Here is a 23,375-nt window from a genome sequence, read left to right on the forward strand (position 1 = left end):
TCTCCCTCTACCGAAAAGGAAACACACCATGAGCACGTCTCTGTACGACATTATTATCATTGGTTCAGGCCCTGCTGGTTAACAGCCGCTATTTATGCCGCTCGCGGTAATCATTCTGTTCTTGTTTTACAGGGATACCAAAGTGGCGGACAACTGATGCAAACAACAGAAGTAGAAAATTACCCAGGATTTGAAGCAGGATTATTTAAAGATATCGTCACAATGAATGAACTCGGCTATATTACCCAGATGCACCATACCATGACAAATATCCCTGGCGTTTTTGCGGCTGGAGATGTCGCCGACCACCGCTACCGTCAGGCCATTACCGCTGCCGCCGATGGATGCCGAGCGCTGGCTTTCAGAACAAGGGCTGGATATCGGTGTTGAGCAATGGGATTAATGGATAATAGCATCCACGATACCGTCATTCTCACTGTATATGCATATATTTCATAGTGGATGCACTATCTCCAACGCAGTGGTGGGCAAATCCTGTTCACTGAACATCTTGCCCGTCACTGCATTTCCAACACAGTCTCTATAGCACCCATTCAATCCCCAATGTGACACTCCCACGAGCAATAGTAATGTCTTTCCGTCTGACGTGTGACTATCCTTATCTGGTGAGGGGTTGTCGAAATACGGGTCCAATCACAATATGCGAGGAAACACGTTTGCGTGACGAGAGAGTCAGAACCTTGCTATTCTTTCGCTTTCATGGTACATTTAGATCAAATAATATTGATGCAAATCATTTTGGAGGGATCGAATGCAGATACATCGTCGTTCGCTTCCCCCAATTCTGAAGCTGATTGCCCATGAGGTACGCTGGAATCTGTTACAGGTGCTCGCCGAGAGCGATTATCGGGTACAGGATCTGGTTCAGTTACTCGATCTTCCGCAAAATGTCATCTCGTATCACTTACGTCTCCTTCGACAGGAGCACGTAGTGAAGGAACGGCGCAGCAGCGTTGATGAACGGTCCAGCTATTACAGTATCGATCTGGAACGATTGCATACACTCTATCAATCGGCCGCAGCAAGTCTGCATCCTGCGCTTGCTGATTGGATTGGGGATGAGCAGCCGGAGGCAATGGGGCCATCAAAGGTGCGTGTTCTTTTCCTGTGTACCAAAAACAGTTCACGTTCACAAATGGCGGAGGCGCTTCTGCGTTATCATAGCCATGGTGCTATCGAGGTCTATAGCGCTGGGAGTCTCCCAGCAGAAACGATACACCCCATGGCGTTGAAGGTGTTAACTCGTATTGGCCTGGATGGGCAACAACACTATCCAAAGTATGTCGAAGCCTTTCGCCAGCAGCAGTTTGATTATATTGTGACGCTCTGTGATCAACAAAAGGAAACCTGTCCAACATTTCCCGGAGATCCCAGGCGCATCCACTGGAGTTTCGCCGACCCAGCTCTGGTCGAAGGTTCTGAGGAGGTTCGCTATCGGGCCTTCGAACAAACCGCGCTTCAGCTCACCATGCGTATCCGCTTACTGCTTTCCTTGTTTCGCTATCAGAAAGGATTCAATGTATAAAACACGACGACGACCAGGCGCGGTGCTTCTTCGCTCATTGCACTCTCGACCATGGCAACAGGCGTTCCTTGTATGAGCCAGGCAATGAGGAGAGACGGAAGGAGGCATCCTGATATCATCAACACGTTTTCTCACAGATCTTGAGAGTAAAAGGTAGAAAGACGAATATGAGCGCAACACTTTCGACAACACACGTCCCCGAATTCTTGAAATTACTGGCACATGAGCTCCGCTGGAACATTGTCACGGCCTTAGCACAGAGCGATCGGAGTGTGCAAGAAATCATTCAGGACTTACATGAACCCCAAAATGTCGTCTCGTATCATTTGCGGAAATTGCGAGAACAACATCTGGTCAAAGAACGGCGCAGCAGCGCTGATGAGCGGTCGCTGTACTACAGCCTTGATCTCGAAGCGCTGCGCGCGCTCTATCTGAGCGCAGGCAACGTCTTACATCCAGCGATTGGGAGCCTGGAAGTGCCACCTGATCCGCAGCAGTGGCCGATCCCGGAACGACCACTGCGCGTACTGTTCCTCTGTACCCACAATAGCGCACGTTCCTTGCTGGCGGAAGCCCTCTTGCGGCAGATGAGCAACGGGCGGGTCGAGGTCGCCAGTGCAGGAACCCAGCCCACCGGTGTCCATCCTTCTACCATTCAGGTACTAGCGTCCCTGGATGTTGATCATACGCACCTCCGTTCCAAGCATATCGATGAACTGAGCGATCTGCATTTTGACTATGTCATTACGGTCTGTGATCGGGTACGTGAGTCATGTCCAACCTGGCCAGTTGAAGCTGAGGTCATTCATTGGAGCTTTCCCGATCCGGTCCAGGAAGAAGGATCAGAAGAGGAACGCTATCAGGCTTTTGAACAAACAGCAACCCAACTCACTACCCGGATCCGCTACTTTTTGACACTCGTCGAGCGTCGCTATCAACAAAAAACACTGACGGCGTAGAAAAAGAACATGGCTGGAGTACCCATTTCTCATGTGTACTCAGGTTTACCCAACAATGAAAGGACAGCTTACCACATGCAACTGGTGATCATCGGAGGAAGCGATGCTGGCATTAGTGCTGCACTTCGCGCGCGCGAGATAGATCCATCCATGGAAGTAACCCTGGTGGTTGCTGATGCATTCCCCAATTACAGTATTTGTGGCTTACCATTTTTCTTGAGTGGAGAAGTGACGGATTGGAGGACGCTTGCCCACCGATCCGCAGAGGATATTACCCAACAAGGCATCCGTCTCTTGATCAATCATACTGCGACGGCGATTGATCCTGAGCGCCATATCGTGACGGTGCTCAATCAACAACAGCAATGCGTGGATCTTCCCTATGATCGGGTGGTCATTGCCACCGGTGCAACACCGATCCGCCCAGTTATTGATGGGGTCGATCTGCCTGGCGTGTTTCTCCTGCATTCCATGGCTGACAGCTTCGCGGTAGATACATATATTCGCGAGAAAGCACCTCAATCGGCGCTGATCATCGGTGGTGGCTACATCGGATTAGAGATGGCCGACGCGCTGACCTTGCGAGGCATCAACGTCACCCTGGTGGAACACCATCCGACCGTGCTGAAAACCGTTGATACGGCATTTGGGAGCATGGTTGCAGATGAGTTACAGCGCCATGGGGTGACGGTTATTTCTGGCACCAGGATTGAGCACATCAGTCCCCAGCAAGACCACTTGTACGTGCAGGGAACCGGAGGATTCTCACACACCGCAGATCTCGTGTTAGCAGCCGTCGGCGTCAAACCCGCCAGTAGTCTGGCAAAACAGATTGGGGTTGAGACCGGGAAGCATGATGCTATTCGTGTCTCGCGCTTTATGGAAACAAATCTCCCCCATGTGTACGCTGCGGGCGACTGTACGGAAACCTTTCACCACGTCTTGCAAGCCTCAACCTATCTTCCCTTAGGAACGACCGCCCACAAACAGGGACGCATTGCCGGAGAAAACAGCGCGGGGCATCCAAAGGCCTTCCATGGCTCATTGGGAACACAGGTCCTCAAGGTGTTTGATCTGGCCATTGCTCGCACAGGACTGCGGGAAGATGAGGCGCTAGCTGCCGGTTTCGCTCCTTTTACTCATGATGCCATACACTGGGATCATAAAGTGTATTATCCCGGTGCCCACAAGCTACGCATTCGCATTACCGGAGATAGAAACACTGGGCGGCTGCTTGGCGCCCAGATGATCGGTCATTGGCACTCAGAAATTGCCAAACGCATCGATATCTTTGCCACAGCTTTATTTCATCAGATGAGCGTTGAAGATCTCAGCGAGCTGGATCTCTCCTATACGCCACCACTGAGTAGCCCCTGGGATCCCGTTCAAATGAGTGCTCAAGCATGGGTAAAAGAAGTGCAAACCCTGGAAGTGAAGGTATAAACAACCAGCACTCGTCAGAGGATTGAGCATTGTGTCTCCTCATCATCGCCTCCCTTTCTCGCAATGCTCAATCTATTTATTCGCATTGTGATGATTGATTGCAGCGTTGATATTTATTCCCGTACCGTCTCTATGTGGCATCCTCTTGAAGGTGCGTGAGCACAGCCACTCACAAGAAAAGACAGAGAGACATGCAAACATATCATGCGTCCTTTCCAGATATGATCCGTCTCTCTAGACAAAGGACATTACAACAAAGAGAGAGGAACGACATCAATGATGCACCCTGAACTTCTGCTTTCTATACAACAGCAGCATATACAAGAACATCTCCGGCAGGCAACGCAGGCTCATCGCGCGCACACAAGCCAACTTCGAAGTGTTCAAACACGACATCCCTTCAAGAACTTTTTGCATGCTGCACTCCATCTTCATATACCCAGGACACATGAGCAAGATCTGGCTACCGACACACGTCAATGGGGGTCTCAGGTATGTTGCCCGAACATCTAACCACGGAACACATCTGGGAAGCCTTTCATCATCCGCTGTTGCGCTTCATTGAGAAGCGCGTGGCGGATTCCATGAGCGCTGAAGATATCTTACAGGAGGTGTTTCTCAAAATTCACCAACAGATCGAGTCGCTCAAGGATGTCAAGAAACTAGTACACTGAGGCGGAGATCTCTCCACGATAAAGCTAAACTAGTATATTGTGTCGCACATTTTACACGATCTCAGAGTAGAGGTGCTTGTCCGTGAAGAGCGCGATGAGGTAGAATAAAACACAAGAATACCATGCGATGGAGAAAAGACGTGCCTATCCTCATTCGACCATTGAGACAAGACGACGAGCCATTTCTCTGGCAAATGCTTTATTATGCCGCTCATATGCAAGAAGATGGCAAGATCTCCTCTGATGCGGCGAAGACCAATCCTGGGTTACAAAAATATGTCCAGGGATGGGGACACGAGACCGACATGGGAGTCATTGCACTGCACCCACACGATCAACGCCCGCTAGGAGCTGCCTGGATTCGCCTGCTCGTTGAAGAAAAGAAAATGTCTCCCTTGATTCCTGATGACATCCCAGAACTAGCGATAGCTGTTTTGCCAGACCTGCTGGGACAAGGAATAGGCACGCAATTGCTCACATACCTTCTGGAAGCGGCCAGCAAGGTCTATCCAGCGGTAATGTTAAGCGTTCGGACAAGCAATCCCGCCCGATACCTCTACGAGCGGATGGGCTTTGAAATTGTGGATACTGCTCGCAACCGGGTAGGAAGCGAATCATTTGTGATGCTCATGCAGTTCCACTAACAGGAAGAGAGGGCCATTCTGCTCACCTGGTCAACCATCATGCTCTTTTCCATCGCAGCATTGGGATTGTTGTTCATTCCCGGCTCGTCAGTAGCATACATTGGGACTCATAGTGCCGTGTGCAGAGATATCTCAACGATCAAACGATGCCCATGTACGTCCACTTCATAGGTTTCGCCATAGTGCGATTGTAGTAATTGATGAAGGCCAGGATCTGGTCACGCAAGTCATCGAGCGAGGTGAAGTTACCGCGTTTGAGCAGCTTGCGCACCAGAATACTGAGCCAGATTTCGACTTGATTCATCCAAGAGGCATGCTTGGGTGTGTAATACAACACAACCCGATGCGAGGGATCGTTCAAGAAAAATGCTATCATTGACGCCTATCGGCGCAATAAAGTGATTCTGACACTGGACGAATTGGATAGAAGGAAACGAATGATGCAGACAGACCTTTCCATACCTCACGCGCTCAAGGCAGGGCTGGATATGATTTGGATGAGAAAAGGAATGGAAGGACAAGATGAAAGATCCTCTTTTCTTCCAGAGGATCTTTCATAGTGACAGAAGATCTCTGTGCAGGAACCAAACGGCGACTATGGATGAGCCGTGGCGGTGGCCATGGCCAAAAGAGCCGTTTCGCCGGTTGGCGCGTGTGCATACCAGGGAATCAACCAGCTCTGGGTTGCCAGCTCGTGCAGCACCTGCTGCCTATGCACTTGCTCTAATTGTGCGCGCTGCAAGAGCAAGGGATGCGACGTTCCACTCGCTGCGACACTGGCATTGATGATCCATCCAAACGGTTCGATACCAGCACGCCGTAAGTCGGCCTGCAAGCGAGCAGCTTCTTGGACCGGGGTTGACTCTGCCAGCGTGACTAACACAACCCTGGTATAGTGAGGATCGCGCAGGCGTGGCAGCAAGACACGTACCGCTTCGGGAACCTGCCCGGTGGCTCGTGCGACCTCACGGTGATAGCTTTCCGCCGCATCGAGTAATAGCAGGGTATGCCCGGTTGGGGCGGTATCCAGGACCACAAAGCCCTCTTCCGCCTCCTGCACCGTTCGCGCGAAGGCACGGAATACAGCAATCTCCTCCGTACAGGGAGAGCGTAAATCCTCTTCAAGCAGGGCACGCCCTTCAGCATCCACATCTCCAGCCTCCGCAAGCACTTCCTGGGTGTATCGCTCGACTTCAGCAGCGGGATCGATACGATGGATACTCAACCGCTCAACAACATCCTCTTTCAGCGTGTGGGCCAGATGTGCCGCAGGATCGGTCGTGGAAAGATGCACGCGATGACCGGCGCGCGCCAACGCGACTGCGATTGCGGCTGCAATGGTCGTTTTCCCCACCCCACCCTTGCCCATCGTCATGACCACACCATGTCCCTGGCTGGCAAGTTGCTGAACCAGATCATCAAGAGCAGGAATATCGCGAGGAGACGAAACAACAGCACACGGTTCGCTGATGGCGTTCTGGGCTCCCTTCGAGGTCCCTGCTGCCAGAGCGCGTAAGGCTGCCGTTCCGGTCAGGTTACTGGCCACCAGAGGAACCACAACCGTCGGCATCATCTGGAGATCCTGAGGTAGCGTCTGGAGTGCCTCGTATTGTCTGGCCAGAAATGCCTGCGCAATTTCATCCTGGTTGGCCGCCTGCGAGAAAACGCCATTGAGCACGAGCTGTTGATGGCCGATGCCCAGGTTGCGGAGCTCACGACTTGCCCGTGCCGCTTCCCGTAAGGTGCTCTCTTCGAGGCGGCTGACCAGGACCACCGTCGTTTGAGCAGCATCGGCCAATGCCTGTACGGTCGCCAGATAGTGTGCTTGTTGCGCCTCCAGGCCCGCCAGCGGACCCAGGCAACTCGCCCCGTGTCCACTGGTCTCAATATAGCCGCTCCAGGCACGCGGCAAGCTCAAGAGCCGGAGGGTATGGCCTGTCGGAGCCGTATCAAAAAGCACGTGATCAAACGCGCTGATGCTCTGCTGGTCAGCCAGCAAGCGGGTAAACTCATTAAAGGCTGCAATCTCAACCGTACAGGCCCCGGACAGCTGTTCCTCCATACTTTTTACCGCTGCCGGTGGAAGCAGCTGGCGATAGGGACCCACCACGCGTTCTCGATACGCTGCCGCGGCCGCCTCTGGATCCAGGTTCATGATGAAGAGTCCCGCAACATCAGGCACCGCTGTGGCAGTCGGTGCTGCCGTCATCTCAAAAACATCGTCCAGATTGGAAGCGGGATCAGTACTGACAAGCAATACGCATCGTCCCGCTTCAGCCAGGCGTAACGCGATGGTGCTGGCAATCGTCGTCTTGCCAACTCCCCCCTTGCCCGTAAAAAACAGGAACCGGGTCTGCCAATCCAGCCAATCCATAATCGGAAATTGATCAATCGTCTTCGCTACAAACATACTCAACACCCCTTCTCACAATGACATACATGATGACTTAGCAGCACGTGGAATCAGGGCCACAACAACGTGTGTTTGCTGTTTGCTCTGAGGCTGGCGGCACCTGTTCTGCCTCGCCATGCAAGGCTATGGCTAATTCATCACGCGAAGGATAGCGCCCATACAGTAAAATATCGTCATTCAGGAAAATGATAGGAAGAGATTTGTCATCAAACGCCTGGAGGAGTCCCGCAACTTTTTTGTTTTGCAAAAACGCATCAGGCTGTTGCGCTAAATTATAGCGCTGCACACGAACTCCCTGTGACTCAACCCATTGGAGATCCTGGGAAAACTGCAACAGATGTGGTTCGACACTTGGTCCGCACACACCCGTTGAGCAACACATAGCCGGGTCATACACACGGATCGTTTTCATGCGAGTGCGGGATAAGTTAATCATCTCTGTCTCTCCTTTAGTACATCGTTTATCGTCGATGGACGATAATAAGAACACACAAAAGCGCATTATACTAATTGAGCAATGAGACCCTGGAACCGGCTCACTTTCTCTCGATTCAGGTAGTAGCAGGTGCGAGGTCCATCAATTTCTCCGAGAATTAACCCGGCATCTTTGAGTATTTTCAAATGCTGGCTGACCGTTGATTGTGCTAATGGCAATGTGTTGACGATATCACCGCACACGCAGGCCTCATTCATCGTGCTCAGAAACTGCACAATTTGCACCCGAACCGGATGCCCAAGCGCTTTGCAGAACAGAGCAATTTCACGTGGTATGGCGGCTCCAGCAGATAAACGCTCGACCTGTATCACCTCATCTCCCATAACACATTCCTTTCATCGTTAACTAACGATAAATATCGTAGCAGCCTGGTACACGTCTGTCAAGGGTTGCTCACATCTCTTCTTTTCTCTGAGCGCCGATAGACAGAAACACAGAGAAAGCCAGATGACGCAACAGACCCAACGAGAGCAAAGCAATACCGAACCCACCAACAGCTTGCATCGTAGTTTCCCCTTTTCGTTGTCAATAGCAACGTTGCTATTGACAACGAAACGTGAGGACAGTATACTCCTTCCTAATGTTGCTATTAGCAACGAACACAAGGATAAGAGAAGGGAAGCAGAAACAATGACATCCTCCTCGCTCTCAACAGGAGCGTTGTTGCGTGAAATTGCACGTTTGCATGTGCAGTTACAACGGAATTGCGTGGCCTATTGTGGGGGCACCACCACGACACAATGCACCGTCCTCACAGAATTGGGTCGGAGTGGTCCGGTCACACTCGCAGAACTCAGTCGTCGCATCGGCTTTGACAAAAGTTGGACCAGCCGCGCCGTCGAGCATCTGGTGCAGGATGGTCTCGTGGAAAAGATCGCGAGTACCCACGATCGAAGAACCGTTCAACTTTCACTATCCGCAGCAGGAGAGAAGCGCCTCGCAGACCTCAACAACACACTCAATGGCCTGGCCGAACAAACATTTGAACATATTCCAACCTCACAGCATGAGATGGTGCGCTCGTCGCTCGAACTGCTTCAGCAAGCACTCCTCACACTCAGCAGCGAGGCTCCAACACAAGAGGGACCAGAAGAAGGAGAGGTAGCATGCACGTGCGATTAGCCACGCCTACGGACGCTCCCGCTATTGCCAGGATTTATAACCAGGGCATCGAAGACCGCGTGGGAACCTTTGAAACCCAGCCAAGAACACCCGAGGTCATCCAGCAGTGGTTTGATGGCCGGCATCCAATTGTGGTCGTCCAGGAACAGGAGGAGATCATTGCCTTTGCCTCAACCTCCTCCTATCGCAATCGCGAGTGTTACCAGGGAATCGCGGAGTTTTCGATCTATGTCGAGCGGGATTGGCGTGGCCGAGGCGCAGGTCGTCTGGCCCTGCAAGCACTCTTGTGCGAAGCCGAACAGGCGGGATTCTGGAAAGTCCTGTCACGAATTTTTGTGGAAAATAAAGCCAGTCGGCACCTGGTTCGCTCACTGGGATTTCGTGAAGTCGGCATCTATGAACGCCACGGCCAACTCGACGGCGTCTGGCGCAATGTCGTCATTAGTGGAAAAATATCGTCAAAAAAATTGTTAGCCTACTGTTACATGGTCCAGGCTATAGGTCTGCTGGTGCTCATCTTTGCACCTTCGCCAGATTGGCTCATCCTCTACGTCATCTCCTATGGTGCCGCCTATGGTGCTGTTTCTCCCTTACGCGCAACCGTCATGGCCGAGAAATTTGGACGCCGTGCGTATGGAAGTATTACCGCCCTACAAGGCATCCCAATTGCCTGCTGTGCAGCGGCTGGCCCACTCATGGCGGGGTGGATCTATGATCTATCTCAGCACTACGACCTGGCCTTTTTGCTCTGTGTCGCCAGTTGTCTCGTTGCCGCTGTGGGCATCTGGTTCACACCATCTACTCAAACTCAACCCATATAAGAATCTAGAAGCGCAACCCACTATGACTCCGCCGCATTGCCTCACGAAGAATCTTGCCAATGGGGGGGAAATTCTCTCATTCATTCTCCTCATCTGGAGTTGCCCCGTTTTTGGAGGGAACCCGAACAGAAATGTCGGGTGAGGAAAAATGCCGAGAAAATGATGAAAACATCATCGCTATACGTAATACGTAACGTACTACGTATTTCTATTTTACGATAAAAGGTCTACCTCTGTCAAGAAAAATCGTTATCTGATTCGATTATGCGTTTTTCGTAATGAGCTGGACTGAGATATCCTAAAGATGAATGACGTCGTTTTCGATTGTAATATATTTCTATATATTCAAAAACCGCCTTTTTTGCCTCATTTCTACTCGGAAAGATGACACCTTGAGCGCACTCTTTCTTTAAGGTTGCCCAAAAGCTCTCAATCATCGCATTGTCCCAACAATCACCTTTTTACTCATACTCTTCTGGATATGATGCTCATGCAGCAGCCTGTGATAGCGGCTGCTGGCATATTCGCTGCCCCGGTCTGAGTGATGGATCAGCTCCGCCCCTGGCTGACGCTGAAGCAAGGCCATATGCAGAGCAGCATGAACCAGTTCAGTATCATGCTTCTCACTCATGGACCAGCCCACAATTTTGCGTGAATACGCATCGATTACTCCTGCAAGATAGAGCCACCCTTCTCGTGTCTCCAGATAGGTAAAATCCGACATCCATTTTTATCTGGTGCATCAGCAGCAAAATTTCGCTCTAAGAGATTGGGAGCCACCGGTAAATCATGATCGCTATTGGTTGTGCGTGGTTTTCGCTTCTTTTTTCTGGCGCTGAGCTGCTGTTCGCGCATCAAACGTGCAACACGTTTCTTTCCACAATGAATGCCCTGATCTTTTAACTCCGCATGAATGCGAGGACTTCCATAATGACCCCTATTTTGATGATACGCATCTTCAATCCGCTCCAGAAGCTGTTCGTCATTCTGTTTTCTTTGGCTCTTTCCTCTTTTGCGCCAATGGTAGTAGCCATTTTCGGAGACCTCAAGCACCTGGCACATCCGAAGAATGGGGAAAAGCTGACGATGCTCATGAATGAATTGGAATTTTACGGCTGGGGTTGCGCGAAGATGCTCATGGCTTTTTTTAGAATATCCCTTTCTTGTCGTAATATATCATTTTCACGCTTGAGCCTTTTCATTTCTTCTTCTATTGATGTTTGATATCCCTTGCCAGGAAATGCTTCTTTCCCTTGTTCATCAAATTCTTTACACCATTTATTTAAAGCACTGTCATAAATACCTAAATATCTCGCTATTTGTGTTTTGGTTTTTCCACTGGTTTTGAAGAGTTGTACAGCCTGTTGCTTAAATTCTTTCGTGTAATGTGGTTGAGATTTACCCATTGAACCCTCCTATTTGAAGTAGAGCAGATTTCTCTTCTCTGACCCTCCAAATTCGGGGGAATTCCAGGGGCAATGAGCGGTCGGTTTCTTGCTTCAGGTATTTCATTTCCAGCGTATTGACAGAACGGATGAAGTGTGACACCATGATCGCAAGTGCCATTATTTCCCGCGTCTTCACTGTATGGAGATCGCAACAACCAGCGTTACACTATTCGTGATAATAGAGTTGGATGAGTGTCACAGATAAGGCCAACATGCTTTACATGAAGAAACCAAGGATTACTATCCCGGATGAATATTAACCACTCACATCTTTCTTGTTATTTTCATGCATCATGGCCAATGAAACGAGTAAATCAATGGACACAATCGCAGAAGGCACTTCTGCTCAGGAAGCTTCCAGGCCTCTCTCCTTTCCTATTGTTGGCATCGGAGCCTCGGTTGGTGGCCTGGAGGCATTTACCCAGGTGCTCAAACTCCTCCCATCTACGACCAACATGGCATATGTCCTGGTCCAACACCTGGATCCAACGCATACGAGTCTCTTAGCACATTTGCTGACTCCCACAACCCCGATGCGCGTTCAGGAAGCGAGAGATGGGATGGTCGTGCAGGCAAACCAGATCTATGTGATTGCGCCCAATACCGATCTGACCCTGAGGGAAAGTACCCTCATATTGACACCTCGCACAACAACAATAAACCAGCACCTCTCCATTGATACTTTCTTTTCTTCTCTGGCGGAAAACGCACGACATCATCCGATTGGGGTGATTCTTTCAGGAAACGCCTCCGATGGAACGCGTGGCATTCAGGTCTTGAAAGAGCGTGGAGGGGTGACGCTGGCACAAGCGGCCGACTCGGCACAAGCACCTACAATGCCACTGAGCGCCATTGCTTCAGGCTGCATCGATTTTATTGGGTCACCAGAACAGATTGCGCAAGAACTCATCAGGATCAGTCATCATCCATCTTTTCACCAACCCATCACAGAAGAAGTCACGTTCCCGACAGAGACTGGACCCTCGCGAGAGCAAGCCTTCTTGAAGATCCTGCGTCTGGTGCGCCAGAGAACCACGGTAGATTTTACCGCCTATAAATCCACGACGCTTCTGCGTCGCATTGATCGTCGGATGGTCTTGCAACAGATTGAGAGCGATAGCGCCTATCTGCAGTATCTGCGTGATCATCCAGCCGAAATTACGGCCCTCTCTGATGATATGCTCATCGGTGTCACCGCGTTCTTTCGGCATCCAGAGGCATATCAGGCCCTCATCCACGAGGTGCTACCACACCTGCTTGCTACCCGGACAGCTTCTGAGCAGCTCAGGATCTGGGTCGCAGGCTGTTCGACGGGAGAAGAAGTCTATTCGCTCGCGATCAGTGTGCAGGAGTACCTGACCGAGCGGAATCTCTCTCTTCCCTTCCACATCTTTGGGACGGATCTCAATGAGAAGGCCATTGTACAAGCACGCAAAGGCATCTATACAATGCCAGCGCTCAGTGCGCTCTCCACTGAGCAAATCCAGCGCTTTTTCCAGCAAGTCAATGGAAACTATCAGATTCACCCATCCCTGCGGGAACACTGTATCTTTGCCCAACAGAATCTGCTCGCGGATCCACCTTTCTCCCATGTCGATCTGTTGACGTGCCAAAATGTGTTGATCTACCTCAAGCCTGAGGCCCAGCAGAAACTCATACAGACGTTTCATTATGCGCTCAAACTCAATGGCTTCCTCTTACTGGGTTCCTCAGAAACTATTGGAGCAGCCACCAATCTATTTGCACCTGTGGGCGATTCTCGCCATCTCTATCGTCAGAAAAATACCAGTACGCGTTTCCCGTTTCTTTGGAACAGGCAAAAAGCAGTCCAGAATAAACAGGGTGACCTATTAATGGAAGGACACCTCATGCGCGAAGAAGAACGGCCCTATGCGTTCGATATCCAGAAAGAGATGGATCGCCTGCTGCTCGAACGCTATGCTCCCGCCTGTGTAGTCATTGACACGCAGATGGAGATACTTCACTTTCGGGGGCGTACCAGCCAGTATCTCGAGCCAACCGCTGGAAAAGCCAGTCTCAATCTCTTTAAAATGGCTCGGCAAAGCCTGGAGTTCGCATTACGAACCGTTATTACGACGGCTCGACACAGTGGACAACCTGTCACCCAGGCCAACGTTCACTTCCAGGATCAAGCTGTCCAGCGTGAAATCACGCTGGAAGTGATCCCTCTTCCCGCGTTGTCGACCCCACGCTTCTTTATGATCTTGTTTCATGAGCCCACATCAAGTCTTTCTGCAGCAGAGAAACCTCCGTTGGACAAAGAGGCGACAACAAGTAAGGCACGAAACGGGGCCAAAGATCGGCGAATCCGACAGCTAGAACACGAGTTAATGGTTACCCGGCAGCAGATGCACGCGATCATTGAAGAGATGGAAGCCAGTCAGGAGGAGTTGCAATCAGCAAACGAAGAGGTCCTGTCCAGTAATGAAGAGTTACGGAGCCTCAATGAGGAACTGGAAACCTCCAAAGAAGAGATCCAGGCCACTAATGAAGAGTTACGGAGCCTCAATGAGGAACTGGAAACCTCTCGCAAAGAAATTCAGGCCACCAATGAGCAACTACAACAGTTCAATGAACATCTGCACCAGGGCAATGAGCAGTTACAGGAGGCCCGTATGTATGCTGAAAACATTGTCAACACCATCCGAGAGCCACTGCTGGTCCTGGATGCCAACTTCTGTATTTCCAGTGCTAATCCAGCTTTCTCTCAGTTTTTTCAGCTCGCCCCTGCCGATATCGAGCAGCACCCGTTCTTTGAACTAGACCATCATCAGTGGGACATCCCCGAGTTGCGCCACCTCTTAGAGCACATCCTCCCAGAACAACAGATGTTCCAGGATGTGGAAATAGACCACGTCTTTTCTTTCATCGGTCACAAAATCCTCCTGCTGAATGCTCGACGTATGCCCGGGACAGCAAACCGAGAACCTCACATCTTACTCGCCTTTGAAGATGTGACGCAACGCCAGGAGTTGGAAAGGCACAAAGATGCCTTTCTGGCCATTGCCAGTCATGAGCTCAAGACACCAGTCACCAGCCTGAAAATGTATGCGCAGCTGTTGCGCAGAACCTATACACGAGATGGCGATGAGAAAGCAGCTCATATGCTGGCGACGATGGAAGAGCAAGCGAACAGACTAACCCATCTTGTCTATCTTCTTTTGGATACCACCCAATTGCAGGCTGGCACTCTTCTCCTTCAACCCACCATCTTTGATATGAATGCACTTGTCTCTACGCTCATCGAGCAGGTCCAACACACAGCAGAGACCCATCCTATTCAGATGGAAGGGCGGATCCAAGCATCCTTCAAAGGAGACCCGGACCGGATTAGCCAGGTGCTGACCAACTTTCTATCCAATGCCATCAAATACACGCCAGCGGAAACGCCTATACTGGTACGATTGGCCGAGGAGGCTGAGGCAATCGTACTCAGTGTGCGCGATAAAGGAAAAGGAATCCCGGTCGAGAAACAGGCATCCCTATTTGAACGCTTCTACCGAGTTAATGATTCCAGCCAGACAGCCATTCCAGGCCTGGGGTTGGGGCTCTATATTTCCTCCGAGATTGTGAAACAGCATGGAGGGCAAGTCTGGGTTGAGAGCCAAGAAGGAGAGGGCTCCACTTTTTTCGCACGTTTTCCACGGGATGGCGCTCCTCATTGAAAGAAGCCTCAAAGCTAAGGTAGACTAAGGCAAGCTTGAGAAAGAGACCAACAATGGGCAAAGTCCAAAAAGCCTCCACCAAAGAATTCAAACAAGAAACGGTGCGACTGGTGCAAAACCGATCACGCAGCGGGGTTGAGATCTTTACAAAAACGGGGTAAGCGCACCTGTCTCTTTTCCATTGCTAGAGAAATCCTCGAAGGACATAGCTGATGCTATTGATCTGCCAGCACAAACCAGAAAGCCGGCTTGTCAACCATTTGAGAAACCTCAAAGGCAGCGTTGTCTTTCATCAATATAGCAAACTACAGCACGTTCTTCTCCTGTTTCAGCTCCGCTTTTCGACTGAAGATACCCTCCGGTTCTACGAGAGGGACAATCACCTTAAGTGCACCGGGGACCACTTGGATAGTGGCCGGGGTCTGTCCTGCCGCATCTCCATCAATCTGTAAGGCAATAGGTGTACGGGAACGAATTTCTAACGACTTCCCTGTTTTATAGGTGACTAATTCTTTTTTGCCTTTCTGGCGCAGGAAAAGATCTCTCAACAGTAACAAGAATCTCCAGCGGCTTCCTGGATGGATAATGCAGACATCCAAAAGACCATCATCACATTTGGCCTTTGAGGTGAAGGTAACAGCACCTCCATAGAGTTGCGTATTGCCAACCACAATTTGGAGCGCACGTGTACTCATTGCTTGTTCATCTAGAGTAAGGGAAACGCGAAAGCCTCGAAATTGACGACTCATCTGCAGCATAGTAAAGAGATAGCCAAGGACGCCAAAGCGTTTCATGTGTGTTTTTTCAACCGAATGACTCACTTCTCCGTCAAAGCCAACACCCACCATCAGTAAAAAGTAGCGATCATTGATACGACCGAGATCAATCTGTCGGGTAATTCCGTGAAGCAAAACATCTCGTGCGCCCGCGCTTTCCAGGGGAATCTCCATTTCACGTGCCCAGACATTGACCGTTCCCATAGGAAGGACACCCAGCGCCGTCTCACTCCCCGCCAGTTCTTGAATAATCTCATTAATGGTACCATCCCCACCAGCGGCGATTACGATATCCGCTTTCTGCTCAACCGCCTCCTGTGCCAGACGAGATCCGTCGCCGGGTGATTGCGTCAACTTCAGCTCGACCTGCCATAGAGCCTGTTGTAGAAATGTGACGACTTCTTCCAAGTCATGAGCGAAGCGTGCGTAGCTTCCAGAAGTTGGATTGGTGATGATGACTGCAGTCCGTGGGATAGTCGATGCATCAGGTTTCTTTGCACGTGTCTGAGGCATTGTCTTTTGTATGTCCATGCGCCTATTTCCTTCGTCAGATATATCTAAAACACTACTTCTTCTTTTTTATACAGTACAGATGTTTTTTTCTTATTTCGAGTGATAAGAGTGGTCTGACTCATCGTTAAAGCACTAAAACCTTTCCTTCAACAACAGGGCACGACTTCCCCTTGGTGCTTCAAACACGCCATTGAAAAAGGAAGTGTGTTTGAGAGGCTCTTTCTGACGTGGATGGATACAAATCAAACAACGAGTCCCTGGTGAGGCCAGGCAAAGAAACAAAACACTTCACTCATTTCACAAAAAACTCCTGGCAAACAAAAGGCGTGAAATGAATGTATACGCTCTTTCCACTAGCACGTTTTTGGATCATGTTTCGTCTCATCTGCTGATGTTGAGACACTGGCTTCCCGGTTTTTCTTTCTCTCTCACCAAAACGTTTTCATGCCTTTTTTCATCCTTGCAGAAAAGTTTATCCGCAAGGATGAAACTTCTTCGTGCAATGGAACGTGTCATCGTATAATGCGGAGAACATTGCTCAGCATTCAAGCTTCTCCTTTTGCGAGGAGAAAAGAACTTAAGGAAAAGGATCGTGTGTTACCGTTTCTTCCTTACTCATTTTTTAAAAAGGACTGTGTCCAAAGCATGATCAAAAAGAAACGTTCGCATATCCTGATGATCCTTTTATCACACAAGCACAATCTGACAAAGCTCTGGTGACCGCAAGCCAACACGGAGACCTCCACGCTTTTACCTTCCTTGTCCAACGCTATCAGCAGCGTGTTTTTTCACTGAGTTGGTATCTCTTACACAACGATGAAGATGCGAATGAAGCGACCCAGCAAGCGTTTGTGTGTGCATGGCAGGAAGTCCCTGGCTTGCAGCGTAATGTGCTTTTTTCCCGGTGGTTGTATCGTATCACCTATAGCTGTTGCCAAAAATTACTTGATGTTCGTCTAAACCCTACTACAGGTTCTACGAAGAACTGAGCGCTTTTGAGGAAAAACACGTAGTCGAAAAGAGCTTTCTCGACGATGGGACAACCGTAGGGGGCACCAGTTCAGCCATCTACCTTTCTCTCCTCTCTTTAGGAAACCTTCAACCAGAATGTGCTGAGGAACGGGTCGCACCGTTGTCATCTTTCTTAGCTACCAGCAAGACCCCGCTTTTCTTGTCTGCTTTATAGTGCGATGGAAAGGCAGCAGATAGTTGAAGCAGAAATAATTTGGGGAAAACTGAGCGACTGTGTTCTCCATCAACATTACGCCATCTCAACAGGAGAGTATAATGAAAAATAGATTAGCAGAAGTGTCTGCACTCGGGCAAAGCCCATGGTATGATACGATTGCTCGTGATCAAATCCAGCAAGGCACATTTCAGCGGTTAATCGAACAGGATGCCATTGTCGGCGTTACCTCTAATCCCTCGCTATTTCAAAAAGCAATGACGACGGGCAGTGCCTATGATGAGCAGTTTCGTGACCTGGCCGCACAGCAACTGGATGCACTAAGCATCTATCAGATTATGGCGAATCAGGATATTCAAAATGTACTCGCCATCTTCCGTCCTGTCTACGATCGCACCCATGGTATTGATGGCTATGTCAGTTTAGAGGTTTCGCCATTGCTGGCCTATGAGACACAAAAAACCATTGATGAAGCGAAACAATTATGGGCGCACCTTCACCAACCGAATCTATGCATCAAAATTCCTGGAATCGCCCAGGGTATTCCGGCTCTTGAAGCGTGCATCGCTGAAGGGATCAATGTCAATGTAACCCTGATCTTTTCTCTTGCCGCCTATGAGCAGGTTATCCTGGCATATCTTAGTGGACTTGAAAAACTCGCGGCCAGTGGGACAAAGCCGCTCCATCAAGTAGCATCAGTTGCAAGCTTCTTTATCAGTCGTGTTGATACACTGGTAGATCATCTCCTTGAGGAAAAAATAGCTGCAACGGTGGATGTCAAGCAGCAACAACAGATGCGCCTCTTAAAAGGCAAAGCGGCCATCGCCAATGCTAAATTAGCCTATCAACTCTATCGCTCCTACTTTGTGGCAGGACCAAAATCCGAACGTTTCAAGCTGTTGCAAGCGCAGGGAGCACAGGTACAGCGTCCACTCTGGGCGAGCACGGGCACAAAAAATCCAGCCTATCGTGACGTTGTGTATGTTGAGGAGCTCATTGGATCTCAGACCGTCAATACGATGCCACCGACGACGATTGTGGCTTTTCAGGATCATGGGCGAGTAGCCGCAACAGTGGAGCAGGGAGTTGCTGCGGCCCAACAGGTTATGCTAGACCTGGATCGTGTCGGCATTGCAATGACGGAAGTGACCGATCAGTTGGAAAAAGAAGGCGTCGCCACCTTCAAAACCGCGTTTGAGGATTTGCTCCAGAAGCTCGATGACAAGCGGCGAGCATTGGCTCAACAACAAGCGAACAAAGGTGACCAATCAGCCGAGAAAGCGGCCCAGAGCGATGGACATTCCGGAGAGGTGGCAGGCGCGAATATCTCCTCATCCATGACCGCTGCGGAAAATCTGGCAAAATCGTAAAGAGAGAACTCGCGAGAATCCTTTTGTGTTTTGGATTTTCCATTGGTTTTGAAGAGCTGTACAACTTGTTACTTACATTCTTCCGTGTAATGTGGTTGAGATTTACCCATTGAATCCTCCCATATGAAGTATAGCAGATTTCTCTTCTCTGACCCTCCAAATTCGAGATAATTCCATTTCTTTGTCATTCGTTTCGTCCCTGATCATTGACAGTGTGCTTGTATCACACGTATACTTCTCGAAGAACTATTTGGTTCTTGGGAACACAGGAAGAGAAGAGGAGACCATGCAGCAGGAAACCATCACACAGATGACCAACCAGGAACCATCAACGTATGTGACCCTCCTCACCATACAGCGCAAGGTAGGAATTACCCGTAGAACCCTGAAGAAATATCTCACCAACCTGAGCATTGAAGCGATCTGCTTTCCTATTGGCATGCGCCGCTTGTACATTTCTCGGGAAACAATGGAGCTCGTGAAGCACATCAAAGCGAAGCCCATACTGCTTGCCCATCTACCATCCCCTCGGGTGCTCCTGACTGAGAGGGAAGAGGGAAAAACGCTGGGCTTCGGTAGGGGAAAGGATACCTCAAATGGCATCTGAGCAGAGCCCGTTCCCGATTGTGGGAATTGGTGCTTCTGCTGGCGGATTGGAGGCGTTCAGAGAGGTGCTCCTCTTCCTTCCAGACGATACAGGAATGGCCTATGTGTTGGTGCAGCATCTTGATCCTCACCATGAAAGCTTGCTGCCTGAGCTACTGGCACAGGTCACTCACATGAACGTTCGCGAGGCCCAAGATGGCATGCTTCTGGAAGCCAACCATGTCTACGTCATTGCCCCCAATACGGATATGATGCTCTCCCAGAACCTGCTTACCTTGCTCCCTCGCACCAAGGTTGGTGGGCAGCATCTCTCTATTGATACGTTTTTGCGTTCACTCGCCCAGGGTCGAACAACTGGGGCAATGGGAGTGATTTTGTCGGGCACGGCTACTGATGGGACACTTGGACTTCAGGCCATCAAGGCCGTGGGGGGCATAACCTTCGCTCAGGATCCCCTCTCGGCGCAGTTTGATGGGATGCCACAGAGTGCCATTGCTGCCGGGGGCGTCGATTTCATCGGGTCGCCTGAGGAGATTGCCAGGGAACTCACCAGGATCAGCCACCATCCATATCTCCACCACTCACCTGAAAGGGAAGAACAGGAGGAAGTGGCGCCTCCTGCGCAGGAGGCTCTCTTACCAGAGCCAGAGTTTCAGCAGATTCTGCGAGTCTTGCACCGAAGTACGAACACGGATTTCACTGCGTATAAGCCCACAACGATCAAGCGGCGCATTGAGCAGCGTATGACACTCTTGCACATCGACACCCTTGCCTCCTATCTAACCTCTTTGCGTGAGCATCAGACCGAGGTTGACGCCCTGTACCAGGATCTACTTATCGGCGTCACCAGTTTTTTTCGTGATCCCGCAACCTTTGAGGCACTTGGACGTGAGATCTTTCCACATCTGCTGGCAACAAAGGACGCAGGATCCCCCATTCGGGTGTGGGGACCAGGCTGTTCGACGGGTGAGGAAGTCTACTCTCTGGCGATGTGCCTGCTGGAATTTCTGGCCGAGCGTTCGTTTCCCGTTCCTCCCATCCAGATCTTTGGCACCGATCTCAATCCGAAGGCGATCTCGATTGCCAGGACAGGCATTTACCCTTCAGAGGTCATTGGTGCGCTTTCCCCAGCACGTCTGGACCATTTCTTTCTTCCTGTCAAGCAGGGCTATCAGATTCAGAAGACCGTTCGTGATCTCTGCATCTTTGCCCAGCACAATCTGCTCACCGACCCACCATTTTCGCAGCTTGATCTACTCTCGTGCCAGAATGTGCTTATTTATCTCGGGCAAGGTGCTCAGAGAAAGATCATACGGACCTTCCACTATGCTCTTTCTCCCCACGGTATTCTTCTGCTTGGGCCATCGGAGACCATGGGAATGGCGTCGGATCTCTTTGCCCCGCTCGGGGAGCACAAACGGCAGATCTTTGAAAAAAAGGCCAGCAGTGCGCGGCCCCCGACGATCTGGGGCCTTCGCGGATCGATCAGAGGAACATCAAATAGAGAAGGACACAGTATGACGTATGAAGAGAGGAAGCAGGTCTTTGATCTGCAACGCGAGACGGACCATCTCCTCGCCAGTTTTGCTCCAGCGAGTGTCGTGATTGATGCGGCGATGGAGATCCTCCACTTTCGTGGAGACACGCATCTTTATCTGAAACCAGCTCCTGGCCGCGCGAGTCTCAATCTCTTCAAAATGGTGGGCGCTGGCTTGGATCTGGAACTGCGAGCCGCTCTTTCCTTCGTCAGAAAGAGTGGACAGCGCGTTAAAAAAGAGGGTATCCAGTTGAGCGATCAGAACATGATTCGCGACATCACCATAGAAGTCATACCTTTGAAGGCATCGGCAACGGAAGAGTACTTTGTGATCCTCTTTTCAGAGGCCACCGCACTCCCTCAACCAGTGGGAACAGGCCAGCAACAAGAGAGAGCAATGGAGCAAAGAATCAACGGTCGATCCATTCAGGATGTGGAGCGGGAATTGGAATCCGCCCGACAGCAGATGCGCTCCATTATTGAGGAGTTCGAAGCTGCCAACGAGGAACTGCATTCGGCCAATGAAGAAAGTCTCTCCAGTAACGAGGAGTTACAAAGCCTCAACGAGGAACTAGAAACATCCAAAGAAGAGATCCAAGCCAGCAACGAAGAATTGCTCGTCGTCAACACAGAACTGCAACAGCGCAACACCCAGGTGCAGGATGCGCGGAACTTCGCGGATGCGGTTGTGGAGACGATTCGAGAGCCATTGCTCATCCTCGACGCGGATCTGTATATACAACGCGCGAATCCGGCCTTTTACCAGCATTTCCAGGTCGATCCCGCGGAGACGCAAGGGCATCAGATCTTTGAGCTTGGGGGAGGGCAATGGAACATTCCCGCCTTACGAACCCTGTTGGAGAAGCTGCTGCCCACTAATCATGCTTTCGCTAATTACGAAGTAGAGCACATCTTCCCCAAGATTGGCCACAAGGTGTTACTGCTGAATGCCCATCGCATCGATCACGTCCCGATGATCTTGCTCGCGATGGAGGACATCAGCGAGCGTAAGCGCATAGAAAGAGAACGGGAACAGATGCTCTCGCAGCGCACGGAATTTATGGCGATTGCCAGTCACGAACTCAAGACGCCGATCACTAGCCTGAAAGGATATACACAAATGTTGCAAGCCCGTTTCACCAAAGCGGGCGATGAGCCCTCAGCGGCGCTACTCGCAAAGATGAATGCGCAACTGGGCAAACTCATTCGGCTGATCAATGAGTTACTTGATGTGACAAAAATAGAAGCTGGTCAATTCTCCTGGCACGTTGAACCGTTTGATCTCAATGCCCTTGTGCGCGACATCGTCGAAGAGGTGGGACAGACGACAGAACAGCACCAGATTCGTATCGAAGGATCGTTCCTGCCACTCATGACTGGAGATCGTGAACACCTCGGCCAGGTGCTTACGAATCTGCTCACCAATGCGCTAAAATATTCGCCCCAGGCCAAGACCGTTGTGGTGAGGCTCGCACCAGGGACACAGAGTGTGACACTCAGCGTCCAGGATTTTGGCATTGGCATTGCCTCAGAGAAACAGAAACAGGTTTTTGACCGCTTCTTTCGGGTGAGTGATCCCGAGAATGCGACCTTTCCAGGTCTGGGCCTGGGCCTCTTTATTTCGGCACAAATTGTCAAACGCCACGGAGGACAAATGTGGGTAGAAAGTCGTGTTGGCGTCGGATCCACCTTCTTCTTTACCATCCCGCTCGTGCCACAACCAGAGATCAACCAAAGACGGCTGGAAGGAGAAGAGCCGCATGCGTAAAAAAATACTCCTCGCAGAGGACGATCCAGATATCGGGGACATGCTGCAACTGATGCTGGAGGAGAGGGGATATGCAGTAGAGATTCAGATGGATGGACACTTCGTGCCAGAGATGAAAGAACCATTCCCTGATTTACTGTTTCTGGATATCCGACTCTCTGGTACAGATGGGCAGATACTTTGTCAGCAGCTCAAAGGAAATCCTGCCACTCACCACATTCCGATCATCCTCCTCTCAGCCCATAAAGAAATACAAGAGATAGCCAGGGATGCTGGTGCCGATACGTTTCTCGCGAAACCGTTTGAGATGGAGGAGTTGCTGGCACTCGTCGCCCACTATCTCGGAAACAAATAACACCTGGAGCAA

The 23,375-nt window shown here is 50.5% G+C and carries 19 protein-coding genes and 1 pseudogene; 14 read left to right on the forward strand and 6 right to left on the reverse strand.

Translation table 11 applies throughout. The features are described from left to right. The first annotated feature begins 156 nt into the window (after positions 1-156). The 6 genes from EL633_RS37245 (at position 157) to EL633_RS02780 (ending at position 5,266) form a co-directional block, all read left to right on the forward strand. Positions 157-390, forward strand: a complete 234-nt coding sequence (locus tag EL633_RS37245) for an FAD-dependent oxidoreductase (protein ID WP_218027406.1) — start codon at positions 157-159, stop codon at positions 388-390. A 382-nt stretch (positions 391-772) separates the two neighbouring features. Next, positions 773-1,546, forward strand: coding sequence for an arsenate reductase/protein-tyrosine-phosphatase family protein (locus EL633_RS02760; RefSeq protein WP_126625733.1), 774 nt, complete (start codon positions 773-775; stop codon positions 1,544-1,546). A 167-nt stretch (positions 1,547-1,713) separates the two neighbouring features. Further along, positions 1,714-2,505, forward strand: coding sequence for a metalloregulator ArsR/SmtB family transcription factor (locus tag EL633_RS02765; RefSeq protein ID WP_126625734.1), 792 nt, complete (start codon positions 1,714-1,716; stop codon positions 2,503-2,505). 75 nt (positions 2,506-2,580) lie between these two features. Then, positions 2,581-3,948 (forward strand): FAD-dependent oxidoreductase, encoded by a 1,368-nt coding sequence (locus EL633_RS02770; protein WP_126625735.1) that lies wholly within the window; start codon positions 2,581-2,583, stop codon positions 3,946-3,948. 494 nt (positions 3,949-4,442) lie between these two features. Continuing rightward, positions 4,443-4,622, forward strand: a complete 180-nt coding sequence (locus EL633_RS02775; RefSeq protein ID WP_126625736.1) for a sigma factor — start codon at positions 4,443-4,445, stop codon at positions 4,620-4,622. A gap of 140 nt (positions 4,623-4,762) precedes the next feature. Next, a complete protein-coding gene (locus EL633_RS02780) occupies positions 4,763-5,266 on the forward strand; it encodes a GNAT family N-acetyltransferase (RefSeq protein WP_126625737.1) in 504 nt (167 codons plus the stop codon). A gap of 139 nt (positions 5,267-5,405) precedes the next feature. Here EL633_RS02780 and EL633_RS02785 read toward each other — a convergent pair whose 3' ends face one another. The 4 genes from EL633_RS02785 to EL633_RS02800 all read right to left on the reverse strand — a co-directional run bounded on the left by EL633_RS02785 (position 5,406) and on the right by EL633_RS02800 (position 8,498). Next, the gene (locus EL633_RS02785) at positions 5,406-5,642 is read right to left on the reverse strand and encodes a transposase (protein WP_281275839.1); all 237 of its coding nucleotides are present in this window, start codon (positions 5,640-5,642) and stop codon (positions 5,406-5,408) included. Positions 5,643-5,861: 219 nt separating this feature from the next. Next, complete coding sequence (gene arsA, locus EL633_RS02790; RefSeq protein ID WP_126629318.1) at positions 5,862-7,640, reverse strand: arsenical pump-driving ATPase; 1,779 nt, start codon at positions 7,638-7,640, stop codon at positions 5,862-5,864. 73 nt (positions 7,641-7,713) lie between these two features. Continuing rightward, the gene (arsD, locus tag EL633_RS02795; protein ID WP_161981886.1) at positions 7,714-8,115 is read right to left on the reverse strand and encodes an arsenite efflux transporter metallochaperone ArsD; all 402 of its coding nucleotides are present in this window, start codon (positions 8,113-8,115) and stop codon (positions 7,714-7,716) included. A 65-nt stretch (positions 8,116-8,180) separates the two neighbouring features. After that, positions 8,181-8,498: an ArsR/SmtB family transcription factor gene (locus EL633_RS02800; RefSeq protein WP_126625739.1), complete on the reverse strand. Its 318-nt coding sequence runs from the start codon at positions 8,496-8,498 to the stop codon at positions 8,181-8,183. Positions 8,499-8,622: 124 nt separating this feature from the next. Here EL633_RS02800 and EL633_RS02805 point away from each other — a divergent pair, with 124 nt between their 5' ends. Together EL633_RS02805 and EL633_RS02810 are read left to right on the forward strand one after the other, a co-directional pair. Then, positions 8,623-9,297 carry a MarR family winged helix-turn-helix transcriptional regulator gene (locus EL633_RS02805; protein ID WP_126625740.1) on the forward strand — a complete coding sequence of 225 codons (675 nt, stop codon included), beginning with the start codon at positions 8,623-8,625 and terminating at the stop codon, positions 9,295-9,297. After that, positions 9,282-10,118 (forward strand): arsinothricin resistance N-acetyltransferase ArsN1 family A, encoded by an 837-nt coding sequence (locus EL633_RS02810; protein ID WP_126625741.1) that lies wholly within the window; start codon positions 9,282-9,284, stop codon positions 10,116-10,118. Before EL633_RS02805 ends, EL633_RS02810 begins: the two co-directional genes overlap by 16 nt. 236 nt (positions 10,119-10,354) lie before the next feature. Here EL633_RS02810 and EL633_RS02815 read toward each other — a convergent pair. After that, positions 10,355-11,524, reverse strand: a pseudogene (locus EL633_RS02815) (IS3 family transposase). 359 nt (positions 11,525-11,883) lie between these two features. Between EL633_RS02815 and EL633_RS02820 the strand changes: the two are divergent. Further along, on the forward strand, positions 11,884-15,252 hold the full coding sequence (locus tag EL633_RS02820; protein WP_161981887.1) for a chemotaxis protein CheB: 3,369 nt from the start codon (positions 11,884-11,886) through the stop codon (positions 15,250-15,252). A 305-nt stretch (positions 15,253-15,557) separates the two neighbouring features. Here EL633_RS02820 and EL633_RS02825 read toward each other — a convergent pair whose 3' ends face one another. Then, positions 15,558-16,559, reverse strand: a complete 1,002-nt coding sequence (locus EL633_RS02825) for a diacylglycerol/lipid kinase family protein (protein WP_126625743.1) — start codon at positions 16,557-16,559, stop codon at positions 15,558-15,560. A 698-nt stretch (positions 16,560-17,257) separates the two neighbouring features. Between EL633_RS02825 and EL633_RS38070 the strand changes: the two genes are divergently transcribed. From EL633_RS38070 to EL633_RS02850, 5 genes are all read left to right on the forward strand, one after another. Then, positions 17,258-17,530, forward strand: a complete 273-nt coding sequence (locus EL633_RS38070) for an RNA polymerase sigma factor (protein WP_161981888.1) — start codon at positions 17,258-17,260, stop codon at positions 17,528-17,530. 298 nt (positions 17,531-17,828) lie between these two features. Continuing rightward, complete coding sequence (tal, locus tag EL633_RS02835; RefSeq protein ID WP_126625744.1) at positions 17,829-19,097, forward strand: transaldolase; 1,269 nt, start codon at positions 17,829-17,831, stop codon at positions 19,095-19,097. Between the two features lie 286 nt (positions 19,098-19,383). Beyond that, entirely contained in the window at positions 19,384-19,704 is a 321-nt protein-coding gene (locus tag EL633_RS02840) for a hypothetical protein (protein ID WP_126625745.1), read from the forward strand. Next, positions 19,694-23,008, forward strand: a complete 3,315-nt coding sequence (locus EL633_RS02845; protein WP_126625746.1) for a chemotaxis protein CheB — start codon at positions 19,694-19,696, stop codon at positions 23,006-23,008. Before EL633_RS02840 ends, EL633_RS02845 begins: the two co-directional genes overlap by 11 nt. Continuing rightward, on the forward strand, positions 23,001-23,363 hold the full coding sequence (locus tag EL633_RS02850; protein WP_126625747.1) for a response regulator: 363 nt from the start codon (positions 23,001-23,003) through the stop codon (positions 23,361-23,363). The genes EL633_RS02845 and EL633_RS02850 overlap by 8 nt, the downstream gene beginning before the upstream one ends. Positions 23,364-23,375 lie beyond the last annotated feature (12 nt).

The organism is Dictyobacter alpinus (assembly GCF_003967575.1).
Lineage (GTDB): Bacteria > Chloroflexota > Ktedonobacteria > Ktedonobacterales > Ktedonobacteraceae > Dictyobacter > Dictyobacter alpinus.